The 14,258-nt window shown below is 51.9% G+C and carries 8 protein-coding genes; all 8 read left to right on the top strand.

Annotated elements, in window-relative coordinates; all coding sequences use genetic code 11:
- The first annotated feature begins 195 nt into the window (after positions 1 to 195).
- Entirely contained in the window at positions 196 to 1,857 is a 1,662-nt protein-coding gene (locus CSD97_RS08625; protein WP_173675106.1) for a carboxylesterase/lipase family protein, read from the top strand.
- Positions 1,858 to 1,947: 90 nt separating this feature from the next.
- Positions 1,948 to 5,031: a TonB-dependent receptor gene (locus tag CSD97_RS08620; RefSeq protein ID WP_098032278.1), complete on the top strand. Its 3,084-nt coding sequence runs from the start codon at positions 1,948 to 1,950 to the stop codon at positions 5,029 to 5,031.
- Between the two features lie 24 nt (positions 5,032 to 5,055).
- On the top strand, positions 5,056 to 6,624 hold the full coding sequence (locus CSD97_RS08615; protein ID WP_057087443.1) for a RagB/SusD family nutrient uptake outer membrane protein: 1,569 nt from the start codon (positions 5,056 to 5,058) through the stop codon (positions 6,622 to 6,624).
- 35 nt (positions 6,625 to 6,659) lie between these two features.
- Complete coding sequence (locus CSD97_RS08610; RefSeq protein ID WP_118274170.1) at positions 6,660 to 8,357, top strand: alpha/beta hydrolase-fold protein; 1,698 nt, start codon at positions 6,660 to 6,662, stop codon at positions 8,355 to 8,357.
- A gap of 12 nt (positions 8,358 to 8,369) precedes the next feature.
- A complete protein-coding gene (locus tag CSD97_RS08605; RefSeq protein WP_098032277.1) occupies positions 8,370 to 10,736 on the top strand; it encodes a glycoside hydrolase family 3 N-terminal domain-containing protein in 2,367 nt (788 codons plus the stop codon).
- A gap of 95 nt (positions 10,737 to 10,831) precedes the next feature.
- Positions 10,832 to 11,716 (top strand): alpha/beta hydrolase-fold protein, encoded by an 885-nt coding sequence (locus tag CSD97_RS08600; protein WP_044468431.1) that lies wholly within the window; start codon positions 10,832 to 10,834, stop codon positions 11,714 to 11,716.
- Between the two features lie 50 nt (positions 11,717 to 11,766).
- Complete coding sequence (locus tag CSD97_RS08595; RefSeq protein WP_044468434.1) at positions 11,767 to 12,969, top strand: esterase; 1,203 nt, start codon at positions 11,767 to 11,769, stop codon at positions 12,967 to 12,969.
- A gap of 89 nt (positions 12,970 to 13,058) precedes the next feature.
- Entirely contained in the window at positions 13,059 to 14,255 is a 1,197-nt protein-coding gene (locus CSD97_RS08590; RefSeq protein WP_098032276.1) for an esterase, read from the top strand.
- Positions 14,256 to 14,258: the final 3 nt, after the last annotated feature.

Below are 14,258 nucleotides of genomic sequence, written 5' to 3'. Positions count from 1 at the left end.
AAAGGCAAACATTTGAACCTATGGGCAAGCGCTTTTAAACCTCCGGGCAAATCGTTTTTACATGTCGGCCAGTCCCTCCGGCGCAATCGGCGTAATATTGCAACCGGAAAAAGTGAACAAGTGAACAACTTGTCAACTCGTTCGCTGAAAGCAAGTCAAAGACAAATCATCAATTTTAAAAAACGATATACAACCATGAAAAGACAACCTTTATCCATGCTTGCGTTGGCCTCCCTGCTGATTCTCTCCTCTTGCGGACAGACAGCGGGCGTGAAGACCGCCGGCGCGCAACAAACCACGGGCGAAATCGTCGCCTCTTCCGAAACAGCCATCGCCCAGACCGAGTCGGGCAAAGTGGGAGGATTCCTGCAAGACGGTATTTATATATATAAAGGTATTCCCTACGCCAAGGCAGAGCGCTTCATGCCGCCTCAGCCTGCCGACAAATGGGAAGGCGTGCGTAGCAGCCGCATGTTCGGTCCCACCTGCCCCCAGGCGGTGCGTATGGGCTGGGGTGCCGATGAGCACGCTTTCGCCTTCCACTGGGACGACGGCTATCCCGGCGAAGACTGCCTGCGGGTCAACATCTGGACTCCGGGCCTGAACGACGGCAAGAAGCGTCCCGTCATGGTGTGGCTCCACGGCGGCGGCTATGCGGCAGGCAGCGGACAGGAACTTCCCTCCTACGACGGTTTCAACCTTGCCAAGAAAGGTGATGCGGTGGTAGTCACGCTCAACCACCGTCTCAACGTCCTCGGCTTCCTCGACCTTTCCGCCTACGGCGACAAATACGCCAAATCCGGCAATGCCGGCCTGCTCGACCTCGTGGCGGCACTTCAATGGGTAAACAAGAATATAGCCGCGTTTGGCGGCGACGCACAGAACGTAACGATTTTCGGACAGTCGGGCGGCGGCGGAAAGGTATCTACATTGCTTGCCACTCCGTCTGCCAAAGGGCTTTACCACAAGGCCATCGTTCAGAGCGGCTCCATGCTGCGCACGATGGATGCCAAGTATTCACGTCGCATCGGTGCTGCCGTGATGGACGAGCTGGGACTGAAAGCCTCGCAGATAGACGAGCTGCAGCAGATGCCTTACGAACGGCTGCTGGCCGCCGGTGAGAAAGCCGTTGCCAAGGTGAAGGCCGAGGCCGAGAAAGAGGACGGCATTTCCACCTTCATCTTCGGATGGGCGCCCACCGTGGACGGCGACGTGTTGCCTGCACAACCTTTCGACCCGCAGGCGCCTGCACAGAGCAAGGACGTGCCCGTGATGATAGGAACTACCTTGCACGAGTTCACCATGAGCACCTACGTGCCTGCTTTCCGCACCATCACCAAAGAGAAAGCCGTGGAATTCCTGAAACAACGCTACGGTGACCGCACGGACGATTTCCTCACCGCCTTCGAGAAGGCTTACCCCGGCTACCGGCCCAAGGATTTGGTGGATGTGGATTTCGTGTTCCGTCCCGGTGCGGTGGAGCAAGCCAGACTGAAAGCTGCGCAGCAGGGCGCTCCGGTCTATATGTACATGTTCGCCTGGGAATCTCCGGTGCTCGACGGCATGTTCCGCAGCACGCACTGCATGGAGATACCTTTCGCCTTCAACAATGCCGTGGCCCACGCCTCCATGACGGGCGGCGGTGCCGAGGCGCAGGCCCTGGCCGAGAAGATGAGCGGCGCCTGGCTGAACTTCGCCCGTACGGGCAATCCCAATGCAGAGGGCCTGCCCCAGTGGGATGCCTATACCGAAGAGGGAGGAGCCACGATGTTCTTCAACAACCGTTGCGAGGTGAAGCACCACCACGACAAGGAGTTGCTGGAGGTGGTACGGGCGTTCCCTACACGGGGATTCTGAGGCTTTAAAATGAAAGCGATACCCAGTTAATTCTAATAATTGACTTGTAACCATAAATGTAACTATAAATCTAATTTTAAACTAACTAAAATGAAACGAATCATGAATCAAGCAGCCCGAAAGAGACTTGCCGCTATGGCACTCTTTCTCTTAATCTGCCTTCCTTTCTCTCTGGCACAAGCCCAGACCGTGAAAGTGACCGGCAAGGTGACTGACAACCTGAATGAACCGATGATTGGTGTAAGTATCGTAGAGAAAGGTACTACCAACGGTTGTATTACCGATATTGACGGTAATTATACATTGAATGTGAATCAGGGAGCGACAATCATTTTTTCTTACATCGGTTACGTAACCCAAGAGAAACAAGCCGTTGCCGGTGTGATGAACATCGTATTGAAAGAAGACAGCGAGACGCTGGACGAAGTGGTGGTAGTAGGTTACGGTGTGCAGAAGAAAAGCTCCGTGACGGGAGCCATTTCGCAGGTGAAAGCAGAGGACATGCAAAACCGTACCATCAGCAACGCCCCTGCCGCCTTGCAGGGTAAGACTGCCGGTGTGCAGGTAATCCAGACCTCGGCAGCTCCGGGCAGCAGTCCTACGGTGCGCGTGCGTGGTTATTCCTCCAATGTGTCTTCCAATCCCCTTTACGTAGTAGATGGTATTCGCCTGAGCGATATCAGCGGCATCGATCCGAACGACATCGCCTCTATGGAAGTTTTGAAAGATGCCGCTTCGGCTGCTATCTATGGTGCTGAGGCCGGTAATGGTGTAGTGCTTATCACCACGAAGAAAGGTAAAGCCGGACAAGGCAAGATTACGTATGATTTTCAATGGACCACACAATCATTGGCACGCATCCCGAAAATGATGAATTCCGAGCAGTATATCGACTACATGGTGGAATCGGAAACTTATACACAGGACTACCTGTTGAGAAATTGGGACGGTGTTACCAATACCTCTTGGTCTGATGAGATATTCGAGAACAGCCAGATGCAGAAGCACAACATCGCCTTCTCCAACGGCAACGAAAAAGGGAACTACTACCTCTCGCTGACTTACCTTGACAACAACGGTATCGTGAAAGGCGACGCTGACGTTTACAAACGTCTGACCGCCACCATCAACGGCGAATACGAAATTAAGCCGTGGCTGAAGGTGGGTACCACCAACCAGATTGAGAAATACAACAGTCGCACCGTTTCTACCAACAACGAATACGGCAGTATGTTGGCTTCCATCCTGCAAGCCGACCCGTTGACTCCCTTCTCTTATACCTACGAGGAACTACCCTCCCATATGCTGAAAGCTATGAACGAAGGCAAGCACCTGCTTGATGATGGCAACGGCAACTACTATTCTGTTTCCAAGTTCTTGGGCGGTGAATCCTATCACCCGATAATTATGCGCGACAACAACGCTAACAAGAACAGCGGTTTCAATGTCAACGGTTCTATCTATGCCGACTTCAAGCCCATCAAGGACATCACCATTACTTCCCGTTTCGGTTACCGTCTTTCTGGTACACGCCAGAGCAACACAGACCTTCCTTTCTATGGTAACGCCACACAAAGCCGTGATTTTGTGAGTCACAATGCCACCTCTTCCACTTCCATCTACTACCAGTGGGAGAACTTCGCCAACTACATGAGACGCTTCGGCATGCACACCGTGACCGGTATGGTGGGTATGTCCTATCAGGAATCTACCTACGATTATGTGAACGGCAGTCTTTCTGCCAACGGTGAGGATGCCGTGAAGAAGAACGACCCGCTGTTCTACTTCCTTAACTACGGTTCGGCTTCTGCCACCAAGGGCGTAGGCGGTGAAAAGACTCGTTCGGCCAAGATGTCTTACTTCGGTCGTGTGGGTTATGACTTTGCCGGACGCTATATGTTGCAGGCTTCGTTGCGTGCCGATGCAGCTGACCTCGCTATGCTTCCTGCTTCCAATCGTTGGGGTTATTTCCCTGCCGTTTCTGCCGGTTGGTCTGTTTCCGAAGAGAAGTTCTTTGAACCCTTGAAAAAGCACATCAGCAGTTTGAAACTGCGTGCCAGCTGGGGACAGAACGGTAGCCTTGCCGCATTGGGTGGCTATACCTACAGCACCGACATGGCATTGGGCGGCATCTATCCCTTTGTGCCGGGCAACAGCTACATTACCGGTGCAGCTCCTACCTCTATGGGTAACGAAGACTTGAAATGGGAAACTTCTGAACAGATAAACGTGGGTATTGACGCACGCTTCTTGAACGACCGACTGACTTTCAGTTTGGACTACTTCGACAAAAAGACCAAAGACCTGTTGGTAAATGGTACTACCCCGTCCCTCATTGTGGGAGGTAAGACTTCACCAATGAACGCCGGTAACGTAAGCAACAAGGGTTGGGAAATCGAACTGGGCTGGCGCGATCACATCGGTGACTTCCAGTACAGCGTACGCGGTAACCTTGCCACACTGAAAAATGAGGTAACCTACCTTGACCCCTCACTGACCCGTTTGAGTGGTGTGAACTTCCATACCAATACCATCACCTTCTTTGAAGAAGGCTATCCGGTTTACTACTTCCGCGGCTATAAATTCAAAGGTGTAGATCCGGAAACCGGTGACCCTATTTTCCACGATTTGGATAACAGCGGTAATTTGAACGATGGCGACTTGGACTATATCGGTGATGCTATTCCCGATTTCACCTACGGTCTGACATTGACTGCCGCTTGGAAAGGCTTCGACTTGACGGTATTTGCTACCGGTTCACATGGAAATGACATATTTAATTGCATCAACCGTTCCGATATTCCCACTTACAATAAGATGAAGGAAGTATTCTATGACAACCGTTGGACGCCCAATAATACCGGAGGAACTGTTCCTGGTGCAAACGCTAAGAATATGGACAAATATGCCGTATCCGATGCCTTGGTATACGATGGCTCTTATTTTAAGATCAAGCAGATTCAATTGGGTTACTCCATTCCGAAACAACTGTTGAAAAAAGTATGCGTCAACAACCTGCGTCTTTACGCTTCGCTCGACGACTTCTTCACCTTTACCAGCTATCCGGGCTTCGACCCCGAAGCCGCAGCCAATGCCACGGCAGGTATGGGTGTGGACAAAGGCGCTTATCCTTGCTCAAAGAAAGTGGTACTTGGATTTAACATAGAATTTTAATCAAACCTAAAATTGATACAGAATATGAAAGCAAAATATTTTTATGTCGCATTGTTCGGCTTATCCACTCTGTTAGGAACAACCGGATGCGAAGACCGTTTGAACATTCCGAAGCACGGCAATATGGGAAGTCAGGAAGACTTCTACAAAACGGATGCAGATGCCATGCAGGCACTCTCTTCTCTCTACAATGCTTGGGGAGGCAATTATTACAACTGGTTCTTTGTGAAAAATCTGTTGGCCGACGATGTATGGACAGGCGGTGGCGGACGAGGTGATAACTCAGAGATGGAACGGCTCAACGAATATACTTTCGATATTGACCATAGTATGGTGTCTGGAATATATTCGGGCATGTACGGCATTATCTACAATGCCAACCTGATAATTGACCTGATGGAACCCGATACACAAGTAAAGAAACAGGCGGTGGCCGAAGCAAAGTTCTTCCGTGCATGGGCTAACTTTGAACTGGTTACTTTATTTGGTACCGCTCCCAAAGTAGACCATTTGCTTACTCCGGGAGAATACCGTATGGCAAACAGCACGCCCGAAGAGTTGTGGAGCTTCGTCGAACAGGATTTGAACGATGCTCTTGATGCCAATGTGCTCCCCTCAAAGAAGAGTGCGACCGATAGCGAAACAGGCATCCGTGTTACCAAGGAAGTTGCGCAGGCCATGCTGGGTAAGGCATACCTTTTCCAGAAGAAATATGCAGAAGCCGCCTCTATTTTGGATCAGGTGATTGATTCCCATAAATATGAGTTGTGGAAAGGTGAATATGACAAGCTGCTCCATATAGCCGCCAACGGCAGTTGCGAATCGATGCTCGAAGTACAGAAACGCAATGACTCAGAGCAGGCATGGACCCAGATGACAATGACATTCATTATGCAGGGATGGCGTACCGACAAATTGATGCTTACCGGTGAGGCACAAACCACGATTGCTTCTGGTACGTATGGCTTTATGAATCCCCGTAAGTCACTATACGATGCTTTCGTTGCCATGGAAGGGAAGAATGGCTATCGTGTGAACGCAACTATCCGCACTTACGAGCAGGTAGAGCAATTTGGCGTATCGCTGAATGCAGGTGCCATGCTGTCAAATCATGAAGGTTATTTCAACTGGAAGAACCGTGCATTGAAAGAAGACTGTATCTATGACGCTTCTTATTTTCAGGCACTGCAATACATCAACCTGCGTGTGATGCGTTATGCTGAAGTGCTACTGTTGGCTGCTGAGGCGCATGTAATGGGTGGAAGCAAAGATAAAGCTGTTGCATATATCAACCAGATACGCGAACGTGCCCAGTTGGCACCGCTCTCCAGTGTTACCCTTGACGATGTGAAGAAAGAAAAGCGTCTGGAACTTTGTATGGAGTGTGTACGCTTCCAAGACCTTGTTCGTTGGGGCGATGCAGAATCTGTATTGGGAAATCAAGGTAAAAAAGTTCCTGCATTCAAAGTAGATGGAGTGACATACCCATATACCAATTCTTCTTATGGTTTCAAGTCCAAGCACAACCTGCTGCCCATTCCTTTGAAGGAAATACAACTGAATCCTAATATGGTGCAAAACGAGGGTTGGTAATTTCTTATACATATAATATTATAAAGAACATTCGTATGAAAAAGATATTTCAATTAACTGCCTTGCTGATGCTTTGTTTCTTAGGAGCATGTAGCGAAGATGGGCTGGACGGATTGTCCGGAAAGTATGACATGGAAAGACGTGTCTATAAGAATATTGTAGCACAATCTACAGACAAGTTGCGCAAGGGCGTGAAACAGCTCAACCTTAAGTTTGCTGACGAAGCCGGTAACGAATGGGACTTGCGCTTAGGTTCTAAGGACTGGGTGTTGCAAAATGGAGTTTTTAAAGCAAAGCTTCTTGAAAAGTTAGAAGAAAGTGATATTAAGTCGGAAGAAGATAAAATCAAGCCGAAGGAACCGCTTACCGCCGGATTGCTGTACAGCATTGTAGGGCAGGACACTATTGCCTCTGGTGACTTGGAAGTCACCTTGTTGGGCGATACTTATTATATTGACGGTCTCTTCATGAGCAAGACCGGCACGCAATATTCTTGCGATTACAAAGGCCCCATCACTTTTGAGATTGGTGAAGACGACCCCGAAGCCAGCGGCTACACCACGGTTCTTACCACATCGCCCGTTTATCTGCTGGATGCCAACAACCAGCCTGTCGGCATCGTTCCCGGTGTATCTCAGTATTCGTTTGCAGTCAGTGACCCTGACGGCAACGGGGTGGCACAGTTCGACCTTATCAACAAGGAAAACATGCCGCTGGAAGCTTTGGCAGGCAGCTACAGTGTGACCGGCAAGTCGGAAGCCGGTTCCATGGCTCAGGGTAATGCACTTCCTGCAGAGTGGGGCGGCTGGTCTTGGGGCAGCTACTTCATCGCCAACGATGCCAAGCAGTATATTTTTGGAGGTACGCTGAACATTGCCGTTGCTACGGGCATGGAGGGCGAAACCCTCTTTACATTCTCCGGCAAGGGTTTGAACACTACGCTGGGCATGGACGCCACCGGTTCGCAAATCCCCGGTACGGCTGCCGATGCAGACTACCGCTTTGTCACCGTGCTGCAAGGCACCGGTTACGAAATGCGCGACCAGCAGATGGAAAGCGCCGTAATGGGGCGCAAGATGCCATTCTCCGTCTATCTGCCCAAAAGCTATGACGGACAGAAGGAATATCCCGTGCTCTACCTGCTGCATGGTGCCGACGGCAACCACAACGACTGGATGGCTCAGGGTATGCTGAATCCCTACGCCAGTGCAGCCGAGGCTGCGGGTGGCAAGGAGATGATTATTGTCTGTCCCAACGGAAGCCCCGACGGTCAGAATATTTTCTATTGCGACAACTATCAGGGAAACAACATGAAGTATATGACCTACTTCTTTGATGAATTCATTCCCTACGTCGAAAGCAATTTCAAGGTGAAAGCCGGACGTGGCACACGTGCCATTGCAGGTCTGTCTATGGGTGGTTTCGGCTCGCTGTATTACAGCTTTCTGCATCCCGAAATGTTCTGCTATGTCTATGCGTGCAGTCCTGCCACCGCCATAGAGGGTGCTCCCAACTTATATGAGATGTTGGGCACGAAAGATCTGCCGGGCATCACCATTGAAATAGGCAAAGGCGACTTCTTGTTCGGCTCTGCCAACAGCTTCAAGCAGGCACTGGACGGCAGCGGCATCGCCAACGAGTACATCACCCGTGACGGCATCCACGACTGGGCTTTCTGGAAAGGCTGTCTGCCCAAACTCTTGAAGAAAGTAAGCGATACATTTGAAGAATAACAGCATTGAGACATGAAAAGATTCTTAACTCCCCTTTTCACCTTTTGCGTGGCGCTGGCTGTGAATGCACAGCCGGTGCCCACCACCGGTTCGCCCGTGCTGCGTGCCGACAACATCGACGAAGTGGTCAGCGCCCTGACCCTTGAAGAGAAAGTGCACCTCGTCATCGGTTGCGGCATGTCGATGGGCAGTGACTCCAAGTTCCCCGGTACCGCCGGACGTACCTACGACATTCCACGCCTGGGCATCCCATCGGCTTTCCTTGCCGACGGACCGCACCGCCTGGCGATGGCTTCCAAACGAGAGTTCGACAGCCGCACCTATCACGCCACCGAATTCCCCTCGAGCACCACGGTGGCAGCTACGTTCGATCCTGATGCTGCTTACCATGTAGGCCGGGCTCTGGGTACCGAAGTGAAAGACTACGGTATGGACGTGCTCCTCGCCCCCGGTGTCAACCTGATGCGTAACGCCCTCTGCGGACGAAACCACGAGTATTATGCCGAAGACCCCGTGCTGGTGGGCAAGATAGCCGCTGCCTACATCAACGGCATCCAGAGCGAAGGTACCGGCACCTGCCTGAAGCACTTCGCCGTGAACAACCAGGAAACCAACCGCAACAACAACGACTCCCGACTGACGCAGCGCCCCTTGCGCGAGCTTTATCTGAAATGCTTCGAGATAGCCGTCAAGGAGGCTCAGCCCTGGAGCGTGATGACCGCCTACAACAAGGTGAACGGCAAATACACCTGCGAAGACCGCGAACTGACCGAAGATATCCTCCGCAATGAATGGGGATTCAAGGGACTGGTGATGTCCGACTGGAATGCCGGAAAAGATGCCGTGACTTCCATCGCGGCAGGTAATGACATGTTGCAGCCGGGGCAGGAACGCCAGTACAACGCCATTCTGGAAGCCGTGAAGAACGGCACGCTGGATGAGGCGCTCCTCAACCTCAGCGTGAAGCGTGTGCTGGAGTTTGTGGTGAAGAGCCACACCTTTGCCGGTTACAATTATCCCAACGAGACCGACCTCAAAGCCCACGCGCAAGTAGACCGCCGGGTAGGTGCCGAGGGTATCGTGCTGCTGGACAACAAGAATGCGCTGCCTATGGCTGCCGGCATCAGGAAGGTAGGCCTTTACGGCACTACTTCCTACGACATGGTTCCTGCCGGTATGGGATTCGGCAGTACGGGTTTCGGCTACTACACGGTGTCTATGGTAGAAGGCTTGCGCAATGCGGGCTATACGGTAGATAAGGATTTGCTGAACCGCTACAAGAAGCACATGGCCGACGAGCAGAAACGCCTCTTCCCCCACGGTCGTCCTCCTTTCGCGTTCACTCCGCTGCCCCGTGCCGAAGAGTTCCTGCCCACTGCCGAGGAACTGGCCGCGCAAGTGAAAGCCAACGACATCGCCGTGCTTACGCTGGGACGTGTCAGTGGTGAAGGCTGCGACCGCCGTGTGGAAGATTTCCTCTTGAAGGAGAACGAACTGGCTCTGATAAAGCAAGTGTCTGCCGCCTATCGTGCCGCAGGCAAGAAGCTGGTGGTGGTTCTCAACATCTGCAGCCCCGTGGAGACCGCTTCATGGAAAGAACTGGCAGATGCCTTGGTATGCGCTTTCCAGCCCGGGCAGGAAGTGGGCAACTGCATTGCCGACGTGTTGACGGGTAAGGTGAACCCCAGCGGTAAGCTGCCCATGACGTTTGCCGTGAAGTATGGCGACGCGCCGTCGGATGCCAATTTTCCCTTCGACTATGAGTTCAAGATGCCGTCGTTCGCCATGGGTACCGGCATGAACTTCAAGTCCGACAAGAAAGAGGAGAAGCCGAAAGAGCCGGAACGCAACGTCGATTTCACCCTCTACGAGGAGGGCATCTACGTGGGTTACCGTTACTTCGATACCTTCGGTAAAGAGGTGTCTTACCCCTTCGGCCACGGACTGAGCTATACCACCTTTGAATATGCGGTGGAAGAGGCTGCCATCGACGGTGACCGCTGCCGCATGAAAGTGAGCGTGAAGAACACCGGCAAGGTGGCAGGCCGTGAAGCCGTGCAGCTCTATGTCAAGGCTCCCGAGGGCGGCATGGACAAGCCCGCCAAGGAACTGAAAGCCTTCGGCAAGACCCGCCTGCTGAAACCCGGCGAGAGCCAGACCCTGACATTGGAGTGGAACGTGATGGACATGGCCTCCTTCAACGAGAAAAGCAGCTCTTGGGAGTTGGCCAAGGGTGAATATCAATGGATGGCTGCCGCCTCTTCGGCCGACGTGCGTTGCACCACGGTGCAGAAGGTGGCAAAGGCACGCAAGCAGAAAGTGCACGATGCCATGCGGGCACAAGTGCCGGTGGCTGTGCATCCCATGGTGAAGAGATGAGGTGTGCATATACATCACCTGAAAAAACTGATATATATCAATCCATTTTAGAATGGAAAGCACTTATTTTGTAGTACATTTTTAAAATCTATGCCATGAAAAGATTGATACTTTCTCTTTTTGCCGTCTGCTCGTTGTGGATGGCAAATGCACAGAATCCTGCATGGGGACCACAAAGCAAGGTCGTGACCGACAGCATCTACAGCACGGTGCTGAAGACGCACCGCGCCTATACCATCTATCTGCCTCAGAGCTATGACAAGGAGGCAGACAGGAAGTATCCCATTCTCTACCTGCTGCACGGCATGTCGGGGGTGAATACCAGCTGGTTTACGGACCAGCGTGTGAAGGACGTGATGGACCAGTTGACGGCATCGGGCGAGGCGTGCGAGATGATTATCGTCAGCCCCAACGCCGGAGGCAATCCGGCCACGTGCTGGAACGGCTACTTCAACATGCCGGGATGGGCTTACGAGGATTTCTTCTACAAGGAGTTCATGCCCTATATCGAGAAGACCTACCGTGTGGTGGGCGACCGTCAGCATCGTGCCGTTGCGGGCCTTTCGATGGGTGGAGGCGGAACCACGAGCTACGCGCAGCGCTATCCCGACCTCTATTGTGCGGCATACGCCATGAGTGCCTTGATGAACATCCCCGTCAGTGGTGAGGCGGCGGGAAAAGACCCCGACCCCACAAACAAGATGGCTGTGCTGACCCGTTCGGTGCAGGAGCATAGTTGCATCAAGTATGTGCTGGAGGCTGATGAGGCCCGTAAAGCTGCTCTGCGCACCGTGCAGTGGTTTGTGGATTGCGGTGACGATGATTTCCTGCTCGACCGTAACATCGAGTTCTTCCAGGCGATGCGCAATGCCGGCATTCCTTGCCAGTTCCGCGTGCGCGACGGAGGGCACACCAGTGAATACTGGCATTCGGCATTGTATATGTGTTTGCCTTTTGTGAGCCGGTGCTTTGAGAAATGAGATTTGATTCCCTTCAACTTTCTCCAACTCCTTAAACAATTAAAATGATTATGAAGAAATTTACACTTTTATTTACTTTGTTGCTGATGTGTGCAATGAGCTTTGCGCAACAAGCCTTGTGGGGCGGTGCTCCGGTAGTTTCGCCGGAGATTCACGATGACAATACGGTCACTTTCCGCCTGAAGGCGCCGAAAGCCGTGAAGGTGCAGTTGACGGGTGACTTCCTGCCGCCGCACACCATCCAGACACCGAGGGGCGAGTATGACGCTCCGGGCATCGTCGATATGAAGGAGGGCAAGGACGGCGTGTGGGAATATACCACTGCCGAACCGCTGAAACCCGAACTTTATGGCTATGCTTTCTTTGTGGACGGGCTGAAAATAATGGATCCCGGCAACGTCTATATGATTCGTGATGTGGCAACTGTGACGAATGTGTTCATCATCGGCGGTGACCGTGCCGACCTCTACAAGGTGAACAAAGTGCCTCACGGAACAGTGAGACGTATGTGGTACAATAGTCCCACGCTGGGTATGGACCGCCGCCTGACGGTTTATACACCCGCCGGCTACGAGAACGGCAAGAAGCGTTATCCCGTCTTCTACCTGCTGCATGGCGCCGGAGGTGACGAAGAGGCATGGATTGCCTTGGGCCGTACTTCACAAATCCTGGATAACCTGATAGCGCAGGGCAAGGCAGAACCGATGATTGTAGTGATGACCAACGGCAATGCCTGGCAGGATGCCGCTCCCGGTGAATCGCCCAAAGGTTTCACTGTCCCTTCCATGAGTCCGAAGGAACGTGCTTCCGCTCCGGAAGGAGGCTTCGAACTTTCTTTCCCGGAAATCGTGAAATTCGTGGAGAAGAACTTCCGCACATTGCCGGACAAGAAGCACCGTGCCATTGCAGGCCTCTCGATGGGTGGCTTCCACTCTTGCAGCATCTCGAAGTACTATCCGGATATGTTCGACTATGTGGGCTTGTTCTCGGGTACTGCTTCCAGAAACGATAAGTCCACTTGTCCGGTCTATACCGACTTCGAGGGTAAACTGAAGACGCAGTTTGCCAAGAAACCGGCACTCTATTTCATCGCTTGCGGCAACCGTGACTTTGTCTTCAAGAGCGTGACGGACTTCCGCAAACTGCTCGATGACAACGGTTGCAAGTACGAGTATCTGGAAACGGGCGAGGGACATATCTGGAGGAACTGGCGCATCTATCTGACGGAGTTCGCGCCGAAGTTGTTCAAGTGACTTCGTGCCGATTGATTCACCCTGCACTTCGCCAATCCGAAGTGCAGGATTATAGACTATCTGTTTAATAACAAAATAACAAACTCATTATGAAAAGAATTTCTATTTTATCAGCTCTGTTGCTGATGTGTGCGATGACTTTCGCGCAACAAGCTCTCTGGGGCGGTGCCCCCGTGGTATCACCTGAGATACACGACAACAATACAGTAACTTTCCGCTTGAAGGCGCCGAAAGCCGTAAAGGTGCAAGTAACCGGCGACTTCCTGCCTACGCAGAAAATCAAGACTCCTTTTGGTGAGTTTGATGGTCCGGGTGTGGCAGATTTGAAAGAGAACAAGGACGGTGTGTGGGAATTCACTACTCCCGAACCGCTGAAACCAGAACTCTACAGCTACACTTTCCTGGTAGACGGACTGAAGATTAACGACCCTGCCAACGTCTATATGATTCGAGACGTGGCAAGCGTGACGAATGTATTCATCATCGGTGGTGACGAGCGCATCGATCTCTACAAAGTGAATAAGGTTCCTCATGGAACGGTATCTAAGGTATGGTACAACAGCCCCACGCTGGGTATGGACCGCCGCCTGACTGTCTATACGCCTGCCGGATATGAGACAAGCGGCAAGCGCTACCCCGTCTTCTACCTGCTGCACGGCATGGGTGGCGACGAGAACGCATGGAGCGAACTGGGACGTACGGCACAGATTCTGGATAACCTCATCGCCCAAGGCAAGGCCAAGCCGATGATTGTAGTGATGACCAACGGCAACGCCGCATTGGAAGCAGCTCCGGGTGAATCTTCACTGGGCTTTGCCGCTCCCAACATGAATCTGCCCAAGACGATGGAAGGCTCTTTCGAAACGGCTTTCCCCGACGTGGTGAAATTCATTGATAAGACTTACCGTACACAGGCCAACAAGAAGGGGCGTGCCATTGCTGGTCTCTCTATGGGAGGTTTCCACTCCATGCACATCTCCAAGCAATATCCGGACATGTTCGACTATGTAGGGCTGTTCTCGGCTGCCATCATGCCCAACAAAGATGTGAAGTCTCCGATTTATGACAACCTTGAAGCCAAACTGAAAACCCAGTTTGCCAAGAAACCGTCACTCTATTACATCGCTATCGGTAATAAAGACTTCTTGTTCCAGGCCAACAGCGACTACCGCAAGATGTTGGACGAGAAGGGTTACAAATATGAATATTATGAAACCGGAGAAGGTCATATCTGGAAGAACTGGCGTATTTACCTGACAGAATTCGCACCGAAGATATTTAAATAAGAT

It is taken from the genome of Bacteroides sp. AR29 (assembly GCF_900217715.1).
GTDB classification, from domain to species: Bacteria; Bacteroidota; Bacteroidia; order Bacteroidales; family Bacteroidaceae; genus Bacteroides; species Bacteroides uniformis.
This window is presented reverse-complemented; position numbering and strand designations above follow the sequence as displayed.

Excerpts from the sequence above, each read along its gene's own strand:
- CSD97_RS08625 (WP_173675106.1), top strand. The coding sequence starts at position 196 with ATGAAAAGACAACCTTTATCCATGCTTGCGTTGGCCTCCCTGCTGATT.
- CSD97_RS08615 (WP_057087443.1), top strand. The coding sequence starts at position 5,056 with ATGAAAGCAAAATATTTTTATGTCGCATTGTTCGGCTTATCCACTCTG.
- CSD97_RS08620 (WP_098032278.1), top strand. The coding sequence starts at position 1,948 with ATGAAACGAATCATGAATCAAGCAGCCCGAAAGAGACTTGCCGCTATG.
- CSD97_RS08600 (WP_044468431.1), top strand. The coding sequence starts at position 10,832 with ATGAAAAGATTGATACTTTCTCTTTTTGCCGTCTGCTCGTTGTGGATG.
- CSD97_RS08610 (WP_118274170.1), top strand. The coding sequence starts at position 6,660 with ATGAAAAAGATATTTCAATTAACTGCCTTGCTGATGCTTTGTTTCTTA.
- CSD97_RS08590 (WP_098032276.1), top strand. The coding sequence starts at position 13,059 with ATGAAAAGAATTTCTATTTTATCAGCTCTGTTGCTGATGTGTGCGATG.
- CSD97_RS08605 (WP_098032277.1), top strand. The coding sequence starts at position 8,370 with ATGAAAAGATTCTTAACTCCCCTTTTCACCTTTTGCGTGGCGCTGGCT.
- CSD97_RS08595 (WP_044468434.1), top strand. The coding sequence starts at position 11,767 with ATGAAGAAATTTACACTTTTATTTACTTTGTTGCTGATGTGTGCAATG.